15 protein-coding genes are annotated in these 17,684 nt (G+C 38.4%); 4 read left to right on the top strand and 11 right to left on the bottom strand.

Annotated features, from left to right (window positions below; genetic code table 11):
* The first annotated feature begins 93 nt into the window (after positions 1–93).
* From MKY08_RS16475 to MKY08_RS16485, 3 genes are read left to right on the top strand one after another with little or no spacing between them, the layout of a single operon-like run.
* A complete protein-coding gene (locus MKY08_RS16475; RefSeq protein WP_025220327.1) occupies positions 94–726 on the top strand; it encodes a GNAT family N-acetyltransferase in 633 nt (210 codons plus the stop codon).
* Positions 727–749: 23 nt separating this feature from the next.
* Positions 750–1,397, top strand: a complete 648-nt coding sequence (locus MKY08_RS16480) for an acetoin utilization AcuB family protein (RefSeq protein WP_069513802.1) — start codon at positions 750–752, stop codon at positions 1,395–1,397.
* Positions 1,397–2,557, top strand: coding sequence for an acetoin utilization protein AcuC (locus MKY08_RS16485; RefSeq protein WP_069513809.1), 1,161 nt, complete (start codon positions 1,397–1,399; stop codon positions 2,555–2,557). Before MKY08_RS16480 ends, MKY08_RS16485 begins: the two co-directional genes overlap by 1 nt.
* A 77-nt stretch (positions 2,558–2,634) precedes the next feature.
* Here MKY08_RS16485 and ccpA read toward each other — a convergent pair whose 3' ends face one another.
* On the bottom strand, positions 2,635–3,639 hold the full coding sequence (gene ccpA, locus MKY08_RS16490; protein ID WP_069513811.1) for a catabolite control protein A: 1,005 nt from the start codon (positions 3,637–3,639) through the stop codon (positions 2,635–2,637).
* Between the two features lie 176 nt (positions 3,640–3,815).
* Complete coding sequence (locus MKY08_RS16495; protein ID WP_069513813.1) at positions 3,816–4,901, bottom strand: bifunctional 3-deoxy-7-phosphoheptulonate synthase/chorismate mutase; 1,086 nt, start codon at positions 4,899–4,901, stop codon at positions 3,816–3,818.
* Positions 4,902–5,073: 172 nt separating this feature from the next.
* On the opposite strand from MKY08_RS16495, the gene MKY08_RS16500 reads away from it, so the two are divergent.
* Positions 5,074–7,230 (top strand): cell division FtsA domain-containing protein, encoded by a 2,157-nt coding sequence (locus MKY08_RS16500; RefSeq protein WP_069513815.1) that lies wholly within the window; start codon positions 5,074–5,076, stop codon positions 7,228–7,230.
* Between the two features lie 223 nt (positions 7,231–7,453).
* On the opposite strand, the gene MKY08_RS16505 is transcribed toward MKY08_RS16500, so the two are convergent.
* The 9 genes from MKY08_RS16505 to MKY08_RS16545 all read right to left on the bottom strand — a co-directional run bounded on the left by MKY08_RS16505 (position 7,454) and on the right by MKY08_RS16545 (position 17,582).
* Positions 7,454–7,963 carry a YtxH domain-containing protein gene (locus MKY08_RS16505; protein WP_069513817.1) on the bottom strand — a complete coding sequence of 170 codons (510 nt, stop codon included), beginning with the start codon at positions 7,961–7,963 and terminating at the stop codon, positions 7,454–7,456.
* A gap of 131 nt (positions 7,964–8,094) precedes the next feature.
* A complete protein-coding gene (locus tag MKY08_RS16510) occupies positions 8,095–8,601 on the bottom strand; it encodes a DUF948 domain-containing protein (RefSeq protein WP_069513819.1) in 507 nt (168 codons plus the stop codon).
* Between the two features lie 113 nt (positions 8,602–8,714).
* Positions 8,715–10,028 carry a UDP-N-acetylmuramate--L-alanine ligase gene (gene murC / locus MKY08_RS16515; protein ID WP_069513821.1) on the bottom strand — a complete coding sequence of 438 codons (1,314 nt, stop codon included), beginning with the start codon at positions 10,026–10,028 and terminating at the stop codon, positions 8,715–8,717.
* A 222-nt stretch (positions 10,029–10,250) separates the two neighbouring features.
* Positions 10,251–13,598, bottom strand: a complete 3,348-nt coding sequence (locus MKY08_RS16520; protein ID WP_069513823.1) for a DNA translocase FtsK — start codon at positions 13,596–13,598, stop codon at positions 10,251–10,253.
* A 207-nt stretch (positions 13,599–13,805) separates the two neighbouring features.
* Positions 13,806–14,420 (bottom strand): YtpR family tRNA-binding protein, encoded by a 615-nt coding sequence (gene ytpR, locus MKY08_RS16525; protein ID WP_069513824.1) that lies wholly within the window; start codon positions 14,418–14,420, stop codon positions 13,806–13,808.
* The gene (locus MKY08_RS16530) at positions 14,417–15,241 is read right to left on the bottom strand and encodes a DUF1444 domain-containing protein (protein ID WP_081328058.1); all 825 of its coding nucleotides are present in this window, start codon (positions 15,239–15,241) and stop codon (positions 14,417–14,419) included. The genes ytpR and MKY08_RS16530 overlap by 4 nt, the downstream gene beginning before the upstream one ends.
* A gap of 71 nt (positions 15,242–15,312) precedes the next feature.
* Complete coding sequence (locus tag MKY08_RS16535; protein ID WP_069513826.1) at positions 15,313–15,831, bottom strand: hypothetical protein; 519 nt, start codon at positions 15,829–15,831, stop codon at positions 15,313–15,315.
* A 97-nt stretch (positions 15,832–15,928) separates the two neighbouring features.
* Positions 15,929–16,447 (bottom strand): DUF84 family protein, encoded by a 519-nt coding sequence (locus MKY08_RS16540; RefSeq protein ID WP_069513828.1) that lies wholly within the window; start codon positions 16,445–16,447, stop codon positions 15,929–15,931.
* Positions 16,448–16,505: 58 nt separating this feature from the next.
* Positions 16,506–17,582, bottom strand: coding sequence for a M42 family metallopeptidase (locus MKY08_RS16545; RefSeq protein ID WP_069513830.1), 1,077 nt, complete (start codon positions 17,580–17,582; stop codon positions 16,506–16,508).
* Between the last annotated feature and the right edge of the window lie 102 nt (positions 17,583–17,684).

The following is a 17,684-nucleotide window of genomic DNA, read 5'->3' on the forward strand; positions in this document are numbered from 1 at the left end:
TTTTTCCAAAAATGTAGTTATATTTCGTAAATTTAAGCGTTTTCCGGCTTTAAATCAGCTATAATGGAATTATTAAACTCAGGTGGTGTAATTATGGAACATAAAAAGACTTTTTTTTCTGTTACAAAGGAGACAAAGCATGGTACTGTTTATGTGGAAGGGCCTGTTCCTCCAGAAAAATTAGCTACGTATACATTCCACGAGGGATTAGTTGCCTTTAGACCTCCTAAACAACAACAGCAAGCCATTATAGAAATCGCAGGGCTTCCTGAAGGTCGCATTATTATCATTCGGAAAGACAACATTATTGTAGGCTACGTCACCTATTTATATCCCGATCCGCTTGAACGTTGGGCAGAGGACCGCATTGATAATATGATTGAGTTAGGAGCCATTGAGGTAATTCCTGACTATCGTGGGACTGGGGCTGGTAAAGCCTTGCTTTCGGTGTCCTTTATGGGGGATGAGATGGAGGATTACCTTGTTATTACAACTGAATATTATTGGCATTGGGACTTAAAAGGGACTGGGTTAAATGTATGGGATTATCGCAAAATGATGGAACGGATGATGAGCTCGGCTGGTTTCGAATATTTTGCTACAGATGATCCTGAAATTACATCACATCCAGCTAACTGCCTAATGGCTCGGGAAGGCAAAAGAGTGCCTCCTGAAACAATGGAAAGATTCGATAGGCTCCGTTTTAGAAATCGCTTCATGTATTAAAACCAACACAAGGGGATGAGTATATGATTGTAGAAGAAATTATGAATGACGAGCCTTATACACTGGCTCCTACAAATACTGTGTTAGAAGCGCTGAAATTAATGCGTGAGAAGAAGGTGCGTCATTTACCTGTTATAGACAATGAACGCCATGTTCTAGGTGTTATTACAGAGCGAGATATTAAAGAAGCACTGCCTTCGCCATTGAAGGATGAACCCAATTCTCCTGTCTTTAGTGCCAAGGTAGAAGATATTATGATAAAAAATCCACTAGTTGGTCATCCTCTTGATTTTGTAGAGGAAGTTGCACTCACTTTTTATGAAACGAAGATCGGTTGTTTACCAATTGTCTCTGGGGGAAAACTTGTCGGTATCGTCACTACAACCGACTTACTCTACACTTATATTGAGTTAACTGGTGCAACTGAACCCGGCTCTAAAATTGAAATACGCGTGTGTGATACACCGGGAGTGTTATTTGAAATTACAAAAATTTTTAATCTACATCATGCAAATGTCCAAAGCGTCTTAGTATATCCTGATTCTGAAAATACACAAAATAAAATTTTAAGCGTCCGAGTAAAAACACTAAACCCACTTGCTATCATTGAGAATCTTCGTAAAGAAGGTTTCGACGTGTTATGGCCTAATCTACCAGGTGTTTCTTTATAATGAAAAAGGCTGTCTTTGTTTATTCGCCAGAGCAACTCGGATATAAATTTTCAGATACACATCCTTTCAATCACAAACGCTTGACGCTAACGATGGATTTACTAAAAAATATAGGGGCGCTCGATGATGTCGATATCGTTCCTGCACGTATTGCAACAGAAGAAGAACTCTTGCTCGCACATGATCCAAAATACATTGAAATTGTAAAAAGTGCAGGGCATGGTAAACTCAGTGAGGCACAATGTGCAAGCTATGGGATAGGCACGGAGGATACACCTATCTTTAAAAATATGCATGAAGCAAGTGCCCAACTTGTAGGTGGCACATTAACTGCTGTCGATTATGTGATGGAAGGAAAAGCCGAACATGCGCTAAATCTGGGCGGTGGGCTACATCATGGTTTCCGTGGGCGCGCATCAGGTTTTTGTATTTATAATGATAGTACTGTAGCTATACGTTATTTACAGGACAAATACAAAGCGCGGGTGCTATATGTTGATACGGATGCCCATCATGGGGATGGCGTACAATGGAGTTTCTATGATGACCCCGATGTTTGTACATTATCAATTCATGAAACAGGTCGCTACTTATTCCCTGGAACAGGTAATATAACTGAACGAGGCAATGGGCAAGGCTATGGAACTTCATTTAACTTTCCAATCGATGCATTTACCGAGGATGATAGTTTCTTAGACATCTATGAACAGGCAATGCGCGAAGTCTTTGAATTTTTCAAACCCGATGTTGTATTAACGCAAAATGGTGCAGATGCACATTATTTTGACCCATTAACACATTTATACGGTACAATGAATATTTATAAGGAGATTCCTAAGTTAGCGCACAAGCTAGCGCACGAATATTGTGATGGCAAATGGATTGCGGTTGGTGGTGGAGGCTACGATATTTGGCGTGTTGTGCCACGCGCATGGTCTATGCTATGGTTAGAAATGACCAATCAAGAAATACCAACAGGTCCCTTACCACAAGCATGGTTAGAGCGCTGGCAACCGGAGGCACCCGTTCCGTTTATTCCTACATGGGAGGACCCAAATCCTCTTTATGAGCCTATTCCACGAAAGGCAGAAATTGAAGAAAAGAACGCGCAAATGTTAGAAAAAGCGCTACATATTATTCGCACTGAAAAGCGCAGTTAAGCCGGTGCCAGTCACCCAAACAATTCACTACAATAAAAAAACACGCAAATCTTACCATTAGATTTACGTGTTTTTTGTTATTTGCTTTTAACAGATTGTCGATGTTCAATGCGATGTGGTAAAATAACCGCTTCATCTTCAACAGGCTCTTTATTCATAAGTTTAGTCAATAATCGCATCGCAACAGCTCCGATATCATATAACGGTAGTGCTACACTTGTAAGCTGTGGGCGTACCATACGAGCTAACTTAGAATTTTCAAAACTGATGACCTCGATATCCTCTGGCACATTTTTCCCAGCATCCTGCGCACCATGAATCAATCCGATAGCGAGTTCATCGCTGCCTGCAAAATAAGCAGTTGGAGGATTTTCTAGAGCAGATAACGTTTCCCATGCCTCTAAGCCCATATCATAGCTAGATTCCTCTGCAGCAATTAGTGATTCATCTATACTTAAGCCTGCATCTTGCAATGCTTTTTTATAAGCTTCAAGCTTGAATTTTCCATTAATTGTATAAGTAAGTGGGCCTGTTACAAAGCCGATTCGTGTATGACCGTTTTGAATCAGTAACGAAATCGCTTCATACGCTGCTTGGAAATAATCAATATTCACAGTGGCAATTGTTTGTGATTCATCTACAGAACCTGCAAGAACTATCGGAACTGGCGAATGATCCATCGATTGTTGCATTTTCTCTGTTACTTCATCACTCATCATGACAATACCGTCCACCTGTTTGCCTAACATTGTATCTAGCAGCTGTAGCTCTTTATCTTCATGTTGGTCCGAGTTGGCAAGAATAATGTTGTAGCGATACATTGTCGCAATATCCTCCACACCACGTGCCAGCTCCGCATAAACGTTATTTGCAATATCTGGGATAATCACGCCAACTGTTGTTGTTTTCTTACTCGCTAACCCTCGCGCTACTGCGTTCGGACGATATTCTAATCGTTCAATTACTTCTAATACTTTTTTTCGTGTTGCTGGTTTTACATTTTGGTTACCATTAACTACACGAGAAACGGTTGCCATCGAAACATTTGCTTCTCGTGCAACATCATAAATTGTAACAGTCATCGTACGTGCCTCCCTTTTTCCTTTTATAGCCTTATCATACGATAATTTTCGCATCATTTTCAAGAAGAAGTACGTACGTGAACGGAAATACCAAGTACAAATAGTACTGTTCTAGACATTAAATTGTCACGATATAGTAAACACCGCCTGCTTAATGCGCAAGCGGTGTGAAATCATTAGGCATGAATTTCATGATTCTTCATGAATTTTTGTAGCGTTTCGTAGAATGTATCGAATGTTGGAATATCCATTTGTTGTTGTGAATCAGAAAGTGCTACAGATGGATCTGGATGCACCTCTGCCATTACACCATCTGCTCCAATGGCAATTGCTGCTTTCGCACATGGTAATAATAAGTCACGTCGACCAGTTGAATGTGTTACATCGACAAATACTGGTAAATGTGTTTCTTGTTTTAAAATTGGGACTGCTGAAATATCTAATGTGTTACGTGTTGCTTTTTCGTACGTACGAATACCACGTTCACAAAGGATGATGTTCTCATTTCCTTTAGACATAATGTATTCTGCTGCATGAATGAACTCGTCAATCGTTGCTGCTAAACCACGTTTTAATAGTACCGGTTTGTTTGTAGCACCAGCTGCTTTTAATAATTCGAAGTTTTGCATATTACGAGCACCAATTTGAATCACATCAATGTAATCCAGCGCTTCTTCTAAATGACCTGGTGTCACAATTTCTGTAATAACACCTAAACCATATTCTTCCGATACACGTTTTAAAATTTTAAGCCCTTCTAATCCAAGACCTTGGAAGTCATATGGAGAAGTACGAGGTTTGTATGCTCCACCACGGATTAACTTTTCACCTTTAGCTTTAATAGATGCTGCAACAGCTGCTACTTGCTCATATGATTCAACAGCACATGGACCAAATACGAAAGATGGTTTTCCTTGGCCGATTAGTTCACCATTAACATTAATGACAGTATCTTCTGATTTTTTCTTGCGTGATACAAGTAATTCTTTCTTTTTATCCGCTTCAAGTTGTTTTAAAGCTGTTTTAAAGATTTGTTTAAAAATATAATCTACCGTCATTTGGTTTAATGGACCGTGATTGTGCTCTTTAATTAGATCAAGCATATGTCGTTCGCGCAATGGATCATAGCGATTAACACCTTGTTTTTCTTTAATTTTACCGATTTCATCTACTACAGCTGCACGTTCGTTAATTAGACGAAGAATTTCTAAGTTTAATCCATCAATCTGACTACGTAAGCTTTCTAAATCCTTTTGGCTCATACTTCTTGCTCCTCTCCCCATGACAGACACTTTCAGAACTCTGAAATGTATGTTACATTTTTAGATATTAGCATCATTATAATCAAAGTTGTTCAGAATGTCACGCATTTTTAATTTAGCGCTTCAACTCGCTAAATTATTTTGAGATATTTCGAGGAAGGAAGCGATTACATTGAGTTCAAAATTATTTGCGCTTGATATCGGTACACGTTCTGTTGTTGGCATTATTTTACAGGAAGATAATGATCATTTTCATGTACAAGATATTTTAGTAAAAGAGCATAAAGAACGGGCCATGGTAGATGGTCAAATACATAATGTCATGTACGTGGCAGAGTTAATTAATGAGATAAAACAAGAGCTCGAAGAAAAGCATGGACCTTTGTCCAAAGTTAGTGTTGCTGCTGCAGGTCGTTCATTAAAAACGGAGCAGGCAAGTGTGACCATTAATATTCGTAACCGTCCTATTTTTACTGAAGAAGATATTAGTCGCTTAGAATTACAGGCGGTTCAACAAGCCCAGCAACAGCTCCTACAACATAAAGAGGATACGAAAACAAGTCACTATTATTGCGTTGGTTATTCGGTCCTTTATTATCGTCTAGATGGTGAAGAAATCGGTAGCCTTCTTGATCAGCAAGGTGATGAGGCACAAATCGAAGTGATTGCCACTTTCCTTCCTCGTGTTGTAGTGGAATCACTGATTGCCGCATTAAAACGGGCAAATTTAGAGATGGATGCACTAACATTAGAGCCCATTGCTGCCATTAATGTGCTCATTCCACCTACGATGCGCCGTTTAAATGTTGCACTTGTCGATATTGGTGCTGGTACATCAGATATTGCCATTACCGATAAAAGTACAGTTGTTGCCTATGGTATGGTGCCGACAGCAGGAGATGAAATCACCGAAGCACTTAGTGACCATTATTTGCTCGATTTCCCTGTTGCGGAAGAGGCAAAGCGCCAACTGCATTGTTCAGAGGAGATTTTAATTCAAGATATTTTAGGATTCGATCAATATTATCCTAAAGAAGAAGTGCTTACTGCAATTGAACCAGCTGTTAAACAACTTGCAAAGGCGATTGGAGAAGAAATATTACGTCTTAATAATCGAACTGCTCCTAAAGCCGTAATGCTCGTTGGTGGAGGTAGTTTAACACCTAACCTTACAACTGAAATCGGTCTAGTCCTTGATTTACCAGCAAATCGTATTGCCGTTCGCGGTGTCGATGCCATTCAAAATTTAACAAAGGAAGCGCACATTAAAGCATCCCCTGAATTAGTAACACCTATTGGCATAGCTATTGCTGCAAAGAAAATGCCGATTCAATATATGAGCTTAACGGTAAATGAACAAATTGTACGCCTTTTTGAATTAAAAGAAATGACTGTTGGCGATGCCTTTTTAGCTGCCAATATTCGTGCTAAACAATTATATGGCAAGCCAGGTCATGGTTTATCCATTAGTGTGAACGGACAAGATATTTTTATACCTGGTGGCCACGGCCAACCAGCACAAATTTTAGTAAATGGACAACAATCCTCTACAAAAACAATTATTAAAACGGGTGATGCCATTCAGCTAATAGAAGGACAAGATGGTCTTCCGGCTACTGCTACAATAAGAGATATAGTGGATCAAGCCGTCATTAAAACAATCACAATTCAAGAAACAAAATATGTCATTGAACCTAAAATTACAGTTAACGGTTCATCCGTTTCAATGGATGCTCTCGTAAACGATCGTGATATTATTTCATATGAAATAGCTGAAACAGTAGAAGACGTGTTTACATCGACGAACAATACCCATATACTAAAACAATTTGAATCGTATGTTATATATGTCGATGGCAAGCCATTATATTTACCAGCGTTTTCCGCGAATTTACTAATTAACGGAAAACCAGGAAAGCTGTCTTATGCTGTTCAACATAACGATACTATTACTTTTTCGCAACCATCGTTACCAACAGTACAGCGAATCGCTGATCATCTGAATGTGTTGCTGGAGGACAAAATCATTGTCCATTTTCAACAGGAACTGTTAGAGCTTAGAAAAACGACGAATGAAGTACTTGTGAATCAAGCTGTTGTTTCACCGCTTTCTACGGTTCCTAATGGAGCGACAGTTAGCATTCAAGAGAAAGATCGAAGTCCTTGGATTTATCAGGATGTATTCCGCTTCTCGAATTGGCAGCTCCCAACAACATTTAAAGGCAACTTTACGATTTTGCGTAACGGACAACCCGCAACCTTTGATACAGAAATTTTCGGTGGCGATCAATTAGAAATTGTACTCGAAGAAGCACCTTTATCATTGTAAAAGTAGGTGCCAAAAGAAAAAGTGTTAGATTGACTGTAATCAATCTAACACTTTTTTGCTATGTTGTTAATGTCAAGCTATGGCGGATGCTTCCTGCGCGGTTTGTAACATCTTATCTGCGTGCTTTACGATACATTCCACATGCTCACAGGAGTCCCGCCACCGCTATCATCAACTAGTACTAGTGTAGTGTTCTATAGGAAATCCTAAATTCCCCTTTAGTTTACGCACGAACCTCTTGTGCGTCCTCTTGCTTTTCAACAGTTTGTTCCGTTGCTTCTGCTACGTCCTCTTGTTTTACTTCAACACCATCAATGAATTCATCAAGTGGCTCTTCCCCTTCAAAAGAAACCGTACCGTCATCAAAAACAGTTGGTGCTTTTGCGGACTTAAGCGTTTTAACTTTCTCTACCAATTGTGAAGATTGCTCTTGAATTTGTTTTGATAGTTGTACAGTTTTATCCTTCGCTGTTGACGAGAAGTCTGCACTTTTATCTTTTAAATTAACGGCTTGCACTGCCACATCACTACGTAAATCTTTCCCTGATTTTGGAGCTAATAATAACCCTGCTGCTGCCCCCACTATACCTCCAACTAAAGCGCCAATGACGAAATCTTTCATGTTTACACGCTCCTCTTCATAGATCGATTCCTGCGAATTATAAAGCTGTGGTAATGTACTTTCAAGTTGTTGTTCTTTCACTTCGTTAAAGTTTGGCTTTTGTGTAGTCATGGACAATTCCTCCCATTTTATAATCTAATGCGCCTAGACGTCTGTATTACTACTTGCGAGCAACACATAAAAATCGCCTAAGGCTTTATTTATATTCAGCAGGTGTCAATAAAGCACCTGCTAAATAATAATTATTTTTTGCGACCCCATTTTCTTTTCGGCTTGTCCGCTTGAACTTGTTCAAAATTATATACATCCTCAGGCATTATTTCTGGTGCCTGCTCAATTATTTTACGCTTCTTCCATTTATCTGCAATGCCCATTGCGACATTACTCCACTGTACAACTTGCGCAATTTTTTCTTCGTTCTGTTCAACGCTTTTAGAAATAGAAGACGTAATTTGCTGTACGGATGCATTTAAACCGTTTACAGACTCACCCATTCCTTTCACTGCATGAACAACAGAATTTAACTGCTCAGATTTTTCTTGAATATCTTCGGCTAAGCTATTTGTTTTAATTAACAAAGAAGTCGTTTCACGTGTAATGCCTTCCATTTGTTTCTCAATGCCCGATAATGTACCCGATAAACTACTAAGAATTGATTTGAGCGAAAATAACGTCATACCGACGCTGACACACAAAAATAAAAAACCGATTGCTGCAATAATTGCTGCGATATACAAAATGACTTCCATAAAATAGACCTCCTGCTAGTAAGAATTCTCTCTATACTATTACTTACCTTATCTTCGACAAATAAAACTTAAATCCTTCTCAAATTTTAGAAAAACAGCTTATTCCTTACGGATTAAGCTGTTTCGTTGTTTTTTAGTACATCTTCAAAGGCATCTTGGAATTTGTGCACATCGCCTGCGCCCATAAATAAGAACACTGCGCCTTTATGCTTTGTTAAAACATCAATACCTTCTGTAGTAATTACAGCACTGCCTTCAATAAGAGAGGCTAAATCTTGAATTGACAGTGCACCTTGCGTTTCCCTTGCAGAACCAAAAATATCGCAAAGGTATGCGGCATCTGCCAAACTAAGGCTATCAGCAAAGTCCTGTAAAAATGCTTGCGTACGTGTGAATGTGTGTGGCTGGAATATAGCTACTAATTCACGTTCTGGATATTTTTGTCTAGCCGATTGAATCGTTGCACGTATTTCTGTTGGGTGATGTGCGTAATCATCAATTAACACATGATCCCCGATTTTCGATTCCGTAAAACGTCTTTTTACACCTTTATAGGTGTTTAAACGTTCTTGAATGATTTCTGATGAAATACCCTCGTATTGGCAAAGTGTAATAACAGCTAATGTATTCAACACTGCATGGTCGCCAAATAACGGAATAAAGAAAGTACTATAAAATTCATTGCGAACAAATACATCAAATGTTGTGCCTTCCGTTGTTTTTTCAACATTACGTGCTTCGAAGTCATTTTCAGCTCCGAATCCATAATAAACAACAGGTACTTTCGCTTGAATACGTTGCAAATGCTCATCATCACCACATGCGATAATTGCTTTTTTCACTTGTAAGGCAAGTGATTGAAAGGCTGCATACACATCTTCAATGTTCGCGAAGTAATCTGGATGGTCAAAGTCAATATTCGTCATGACTGCATAATCAGGATTATAGGCTAAAAAGTGTCGACGATACTCACATGCTTCCATCACAAAGAAGTTTGCATTTTCATGTCCTGCACCTGTACCATCTCCGATTAAATACGATGTTGGTTTATATCCACCAACAACATGCGCCATTAAGCCCGTTGTAGAGGTTTTGCCATGTGCACCTGTAATGGCAATGGATGTGTAATTGCCAATATACTCACCAAGAAATTTGTGATAACGAATAATTTCTACACCGATTTCACGTGCTCGGACTAATTCAGGATGGTCATCAGGAAAAGCATTCCCTGCAATTATTGTCATACCTTCTTTAATATTATCCGCATTAAAAGTAAGAATTGGAATATTTCGTTCACGTAACGGTTGTTCCGTAAAGAAATACTTATCAATATCTGAGCCCTGTACTTGTTCACCAGCATCAAATAAGATTTGTGCAAGCGAACTCATGCCAGAACCTTTAATGCCTGTGAAATGAAAAACTGTCATTAATTAAACCCCCCGGGAAATACAATATCCCATCTATCATCTATTAGGTGTATCGTATTTTGTACTAGGTATTAATACCTTTACACGTACAGAAAAATACGTACTATGTTAAAACATCTTGTCTATTATAGCACTATTTATGCACAAGGATAAATGTGCAACTTTTCTAAAAAAACTAATTTTGACGAAAGTCAGATAATCTTGACGAAAACACCGCAATTCTTATTCAAACATAGCAATTAAATCTTGCTCAGTAATATAACTTTCTCGCGGTTTACTACCTCGTGCTTCTGACACAAAACCATGTGATTCCAACATATCAATTAAACGTGCAGCACGATTATAACCGATATGATATTTACGTTGAATAAGAGAAGTAGAGGCCCCACCGGCTTCATAAACAAAGCGACAGACATCCTCAAACAAATCATCTTGCTCTGCAGTAACTTCTGATTTCTTTAAAAGTTCCTCTTGATCGAATATATAATCAGGTTCACCTTGCTCACGAACATGATCGATAATCGCTTCTATTTCATCATCTGTTACAAACGTCCCTTGCAAACGTACAGGAGCCGACATGCCATTACCTAGATATAACATATCGCCTCGTCCCAGTAAGCGCTCTGCCCCTTGCCCATCTAATATTGTACGTGAATCGATTTGTGAAGAAACCGCAAAGGCAATACGGGTTGGGATATTGGATTTAATTAGACCTGTAATAACATCGACAGAAGGTCTTTGCGTGGCAACAATTAAATGAATACCACAAGCACGTGCCTTCTGGGCAATACGACAAATCGCTTCCTCAACATCTGCTGGCGACATCATCATTAAGTCTGCTAACTCATCAATAACAATTAAAATATACGGTAATTTTAAACTATGCTCATTGTTTTTATCTGCTAAAGCGTTATAACGTGTAATATCACGCGCACCCGCATGTGCAAATAGCTGATAACGACGCTCCATCTCCTCTACTGCCCATTTTAACGCTGCTGTTGCAGCCTTTACATCCGTAATAACCGGACTGACTAAATGGGGAATATGATTGAATGGCGCAAGCTCTACCATTTTTGGGTCAATCAGCATAAGTTTTAATTCATGCGGTGCAGCTTTATATAATAAACTAACCAAAATGGAATTGATACAAACAGACTTTCCTGAACCAGTCGCCCCAGCAATTAAGCCATGTGGCATTTTACGTAAATCAATTGTGACTGGCTTCCCTGTTAAATCGAGACCTAGTGCCGCTTCAAGTGGTGAATCAGAATCCAGGAATGAGGCACTATTTGTCACTTCCGATAAACGAACAGCACGAGATACACGGTTAGGAATTTCTATTCCGATTGAACTCTTTCCAGGAATCGGTGCCTGTATTCGAATGTCTTTTGCAGCTAAAGCCAGTTTTAAGTCATCTGCTAAATTACGAATTTTACTTACCTTTGTACCATGACTAACTGTAATTTCAAATTGAGTAACGGCAGGACCTTGCATAATCGATTCTATTTGTGCTGACACTTGGAAATAAGATAGTGCTTCAACTAGTGTATCCCCTTGTTGCTCCATCCACTCTGTATCCTGTGTTTTCTCCTCAGGTGGCTCCAAAAATTCATCTGTGGGCTTTTGGTACACATGAATAGGCTTTTGAGGTTTTATTTCTTTTTCAGGCTCTATATTTAAAATTTCCAATGTATCATTAAGTTTCTCTTCAATGATGTTTTGATTATCATTTGATTTTTGGATAGTTTTTTCATGTAATAAATCCGTTCCAACCAAAAGCGTTGCAGAAATTTCTTCATTTGCATCCACTGTAATTGCCGTTTGTTCTGCTTGGTGTAAATCATTTGCAACAAACGATGGTGTAAGATTTTCTTCAAGAGTATCCACTTCAATTACTGTCTGCTCTGCTTGCTGTATTTCATTTGTGATAATCGGTGATACAAGATTTCCTTCTAAGTTATCTGCTTCACTTGCTGACTGTTCTGCTTGACGTATTTCATTTGTGACAATCGGTGATACTGGTTTTACTTCAAGTGTATCCGCTTCACTTGACTGTTTTTCAGTTGGCATCCGCGTCATTGTTGCAACAGGAGACATTGTAATAACAGGATTATTATTTGATTGTGTCATTTTGGCAAATGGTTCTTGGGATGATGTCTCGATTGAAGATGTAGTAACATGTTCTGACAATGCTCCATCGTCGATTTTGTCATCATCGGAAGTAACCGCTATCTCGTTTTGAATTTTTTCTGTAGTCGCCGGCACTTTCGATTTTAATTGTTGTGAAATTCGCCATTTTTCTTTATCTGTTTTTAACATTAAGACATTAAATGGAATGCGACTTTTTTCTTGCTTTACATATGACTCCTCAACTACCTGCTGTTCATTTTCTTCATTTGACGGCTGAACAACCGTCACTTCCCCAATATGAATTGTGGAATTCTCTATTTGTAATTGTTCCACAACGACTTCTTTTACATGAATTTCGGATTGATCTGCTGATAGCTGTTCAACTGCTAGTTCTTGTTGCACAGCATCTTTAATTTGAGCTTCAAAATTTACAGCAAAAGATGTAGTTTGTGGTATAGGTAGCTCTTTTTCTGCTTTATCTGTCAGTTCGCTTTGCTCTGTAATTGCAACTTCTTCAAATGTAATCGGCTGCTTTGGTATAGCGTCCGTATTTGCTTCAAAAGCTACTTTGCTTGACTCTGTCACTTCAACTTCTTCAAAAATAATTGGTTGCTTCGAAGTAGCTTTGCCATTTGCATCAATGATTGCTTGACTATGCTCTGTCACTTCAACATCCTCAAATCCACTTGAATGCTTTGGAACTTCCTTTAGGCTTGATATTTCAAGCTGTTCATGTAAATCATTTGGCGTAATGGTAGGCTCTTTTTCTTCTAGTATATTTTCAATAGGCTTATTTGTTGTCGCTTCTTTTGCAATCATAGCAATGGAGGGCTTTTCCGCTTCATGTTCTTCCTTGCGTTTATTTAATAATTGCTCGATTGGACTTGGTTTTGCAAAACCATAAACTGGTGAAGGGACATCCGTTGGCACAAAACGTTTTCGATTTTGTGGCGTGCTTTCGACAGTATTTTCCTGTTTCGCTTGCGGTTCTTTTAAAACAGGTGCTGCTTCAATTTGTGCATCACGAAAAACCATACTCGCTTTTGTCGGATATTCTTGCTTAGGTTGAACGCGTGAAATTGTCGTTCTGCCAGTTCGTTTCGAACGATTTTCTAAAAGATCGCGAATTCCAGAAACTTCTATGTCATATACACGGGAATCCACGACTTGATGATTTAAATGTTTTGGTAAGGATAAATCTTCAATTTGGCCATATACATCGTCCATTTGATTAAACATTTCTTTTGATTGTGAAGAAGGTTGCGCTATCTCTGGTTCATCATCAATTAAAGGGAAACGAAAAGCCTTTTGAGTAGGTGCTTGCGTCTCCTTTATCGGCTGTTGGTGCTCTGGTTGCTCCTCATACTCTTCATAATATTCTTCATATTCATAGTCATCTCTATTTAAAATTTTATCTAATTTTCTTTTAAACCAATTCACGTTGTTTCACTCATTTCTCTTACACTTCTTTTATAACATTGTCTAAGACTATTAAAATCAAGTACTAAAACTATATTCAATGTCCACATCAAAAAGCATACCATAAAAATGATATAGAAACTCGTATTTATAGGCTCAATCTAGACAAAAAATCGTTATACCACCAGCTATTGGTAGCATAACGATTTTTGCTTAAAATTTATTCGTTTAACGGCTTGGTGTTTCAAATGCACTACCTACTACAGCATCCTCAGATAAAACTAAAATACCTTTTTCAGATGGTGCATTAGGAATGGCTAATTCACGCGCTGAGCATAACATACCAAAAGAGTCAACACCACGTAAATTACCTTCTTTAATCAGCATACCTGATGGCATAACAGCTCCAATTTTAGCAACGACTACTTTTTGACCAGCATCAACGTTCGGTGCACCACATACAATTTGTAGCGTTTCTTCTCCTACATTGACAGTACAAATACTTAATTTATCAGCATTTGGATGCTTTTCTTTTGTCTCTACATAGCCCACAACAAATTTAGGTGAAAAATCTACATCCAGGCTAATTGTAGCTCCATTGTTCTTAATAGCAGCTTCCAACTGTGCAACAAATTCTGGTGTAATCTCTACATTTCCCTGCGCTTCAACTTGAATATACTTGCTTGCATTAAATAAGTTAAATGCTTTTATTTCCCCTGTTTGTGCTTCTATTAAAATGGCAATATCTCCAGCACGTTCTACCTCTGTTTTCACAATTGCCTCTGTTGCTAATTGTACTAATAGGACATCTCCCACATGTTCTTTGTTGTAAAATACATTCATTGTTTTTCTTGCTCCTTCTTTACTCTGTTTTTTGCTAGTATAAAGATCGGTTCTAGCTCTCCATCTTCATAAATAAATGATAATGACGTAATCGGTACTGTTCCTACCGTAAAGAAATGCATCGTCATCTGTGCTAATACATCATACCCTGTTTCATTGCGAATATCACCTAGTATTAATACATCTTGATGAGGTACAGATACAGTCATATCTCCTTCAATTTTTGAGCGCATATCTTTTAAAAAGCTTTCATTTAAAATACGACTGGCATCATAGCCATCATTGGCATTAACAAAATAAAAGACATTGCCAGCTACTTCGTCTTTCTTATAATTGGTTGGCAATTGTTTAACAGAAAAACGCGCCATTTCTCGGATTTGCTCTACAGTTAATTTTAACGTTTCTAACATGGATTCATCAATAAAGCGATACGTTTTTCCTAAATCGAGCGCATAGAAAATACGTGTTTCGGCAGTATGCTCCGTTGTGATAAAAGCATGCCCTTCTTTCGAAGCTTTCGGATAAGATGTGGCGCGAATAACTGGATAGATGTGCCCAGATTGTTCAAAGCCTTGCTCCTGCTCCTGTTCCATTGCTAAAAAAGTTTGCTCAATCGTATAGACCACTTCTGCAATCGCTGCTTCTTGCTTTTCATTATATTTTGCTAAAATCCCTGGTAAAGAGAGCTCCATCCCTTTGTCTAGTTTTTTATGATTTAAGCGTAATTTATCTTGCTTTTTATCAAATTGAAAATCAAACTTTTGCTCATTTAACTGTTTTTTTAATAGGGACACAAGTTGCTCTGATTTTATTTGTTTCAATTCGCTCACGTCCTTTCTTCATAATGAAACGGCTCACATGGATTTGTGAACCGCTCTTCAAAACGATGCAATTATTTAATCTTAACCGAATGAACGATTTTCGTCATCTCATGAAGATTATTTTCAATATTATTTGCTGTTGAAATAGTCGTCATTTTTACACCACCACTGCTAACAATTAACTCAAATTCATCTTTATTATCTGTTTTAGACACCGCAGAGAAGCCGAAAATACCATCCTTGTCATATGTAGTTTCATTAATGACTTTCTTTGAACGATCTTCTTTTAGCAGATTATAATAAAGCTTACTATCATCTTGTTCACGATCATTGATAAAAAGAATAAAGGAATTCGTTCCTTTTGATATTAAAATATTATAGTCATCTGAACTATCCTCAATTTTGAACTTTGACGGTAAAAAAAGTTGAATTTGACCAATTTTGTCGGTATACGCTTCCGGCTCTTCAGCAAATACCTTTTCCGTCATTTGAAGTCCACTAGCAATTTGTTCATCAACCGATTGATTACAACCCGAAAGCCCCAATAGTAATAGCAGTAAACCTAATGCTTGAAGCCTTGCATAAGACATTTCAATCTTCCTTTCATTGCTAACTTTTTTCTATTTTAAAAAAATTCTAGATAAGTTGCAACTTCACTGCTCCGTTCTCACTAGTTATAGAACACTATCATTGTGCTAATGTGAACAAATATTGTCCAACAAGCAGCGCGACAATATGCTCAAACATCGTCTGTCTACTCACTATCCCTTGCGTAAGAATACCTACAGCTCCTGTGCCTTGACGAATATCTAAACGTTGCGTATATTGTTCCATTACAGGACCAAGCTCCCTGCCATCCCTTATTTCCTGGGCAATTTCTTCTGGCAAAATAATTTGTGCCCCTGCTGCCGTAAACGTTGTGCCATCAGCTAATGTTAGTGCTCCCCAATTGCAAACATACATCATACCATCTATTTCCGTGACACCACCTTCAAGTCCAAAGGATAGTGCTGCATCGGTCGCAAGGGCTGTATTTTTCGCCCGATTGATGGCCCCTAATCTTGTTTCTTCCGTAGTTAAAGGTTGGTCTGATACTTGTGAGGCGGCTTTAACATATGTAAAATTTACTTTTTCAAAATATTGATTAACAATCGCTTGCACTGCCTGGATTTTCGCTTTGTTCGTCGTCCCAATCGCTATTTCCATTCTTATCCCTCTTTCTTTACATAGAAAAAGATGCCCTAAAGGCATCTTTTTCTGTTACTTATACATTAGCGCGAATCGTCTCTAATGTCGAACGATCTGCTGTTTTCACTAATTCTACGATTAATGCTTTAGCTGCTGCATAGTCATCAATATGAATGATTGATGCTGACGTATGGATATAACGCGAGCACACACCAATCACAGCACTTGGTACACCGTCATTTGATGTATGTACACGACCAGCATCGGTGCCGCCTTGCGATACAAAATACTGATATGGGATATGATTAGATTCTGCCGTATCTAAAATAAATTCACGCATACCACGGTGTGTGACCATCGTACGGTCAAGTATTCGTAATAATGTTCCTTTTCCAAGCTGACCAAATTGGTTTTTATCTCCGGACATGTCGTTCGCAGGTGATGCATCTAGTGCGAAAAATAAATCAGGTTGTATCATATTCGCTGATACTTGTGCGCCGCGCAATCCAACCTCTTCCATAACATTGGCACCTGAATATAAATGTGAAGCTAATTTTTCATCTTTTACTTCTTTCATTAATTCAATCGCCAGTCCACAGCCATAGCGATTATCCCACGCTTTTGCCATAATTTTTTTCGGATTGGCCATTGGCGTGAATGGACATACTGGGATGATCGACTGTCCTGGGCGAACGCCAAGAGCAATCGCATCTTCTTTATTGTCCGCGCCGACATCAATCAGCATATTTTTGATTTCCATTGGTTTTGCACGTTCTGCATCTGTAAGTAAATGCGGTGGAATTGATGAAATTACACCTGGAATCGCACCGTTTTTAGTATATACTTCTACACGTTGTGCAAGCATCACTTGGTTCCACCAGCCTCCAAGTGTTTGAAAACGAATTAATCCATTATCAGTAATAGATGTAACCATAAATGCTACTTCGTCCATATGACCTGCTACAAGTATTTTAGGGGCATCTGCTACTTCACTATGCTTGACACCAAAAATACCACCTAAATGATCTTGGATAACCTCATCTGAGTACTTCTGTAGCTCTGAACGCATAAATGCACGTACTGCATGTTCATTGCCTGGTGCACCCGGTAATTCCGTTAAAGTTTTAAATAATTGTAATGTTTCCTCATTCATGATGACTCTCTCCCCACGAAGTAGAATTTTCTTCCTTGCTTATTGTATCATAATTATTTCAGAAGTCGAAATATTGATATATTTCATAAAAGTCCTTTGCAA

The sequence above is a fragment of the Lysinibacillus sp. FSL M8-0337 genome (assembly GCF_038593855.1).
GTDB lineage: Bacteria > Bacillota > Bacilli > Bacillales_A > Planococcaceae > Lysinibacillus > Lysinibacillus sphaericus_D.

Coding starts and splice junctions, on each gene's coding strand:
- MKY08_RS16475 (WP_025220327.1), top strand. CDS start 94: ATGGAACATAAAAAGACTTTTTTTTCTGTTACAAAGGAGACAAAGCAT.
- MKY08_RS16480 (WP_069513802.1), top strand. CDS start 750: ATGATTGTAGAAGAAATTATGAATGACGAGCCTTATACACTGGCTCCT.
- MKY08_RS16485 (WP_069513809.1), top strand. CDS start 1,397: ATGAAAAAGGCTGTCTTTGTTTATTCGCCAGAGCAACTCGGATATAAA.
- ccpA (WP_069513811.1), bottom strand. CDS start 3,639: ATGACTGTTACAATTTATGATGTTGCACGAGAAGCAAATGTTTCGATG.
- MKY08_RS16495 (WP_069513813.1), bottom strand. CDS start 4,901: ATGAGCCAAAAGGATTTAGAAAGCTTACGTAGTCAGATTGATGGATTA.
- MKY08_RS16505 (WP_069513817.1), bottom strand. CDS start 7,963: ATGACTACACAAAAGCCAAACTTTAACGAAGTGAAAGAACAACAACTT.
- MKY08_RS16510 (WP_069513819.1), bottom strand. CDS start 8,601: ATGGAAGTCATTTTGTATATCGCAGCAATTATTGCAGCAATCGGTTTT.
- murC (WP_069513821.1), bottom strand. CDS start 10,028: ATGACAGTTTTTCATTTCACAGGCATTAAAGGTTCTGGCATGAGTTCG.
- ytpR (WP_069513824.1), bottom strand. CDS start 14,420: ATGAATGTATTTTACAACAAAGAACATGTGGGAGATGTCCTATTAGTA.
- MKY08_RS16535 (WP_069513826.1), bottom strand. CDS start 15,831: ATGTCTTATGCAAGGCTTCAAGCATTAGGTTTACTGCTATTACTATTG.
- MKY08_RS16540 (WP_069513828.1), bottom strand. CDS start 16,447: ATGGAAATAGCGATTGGGACGACGAACAAAGCGAAAATCCAGGCAGTG.
- MKY08_RS16545 (WP_069513830.1), bottom strand. CDS start 17,582: ATGAATGAGGAAACATTACAATTATTTAAAACTTTAACGGAATTACCG.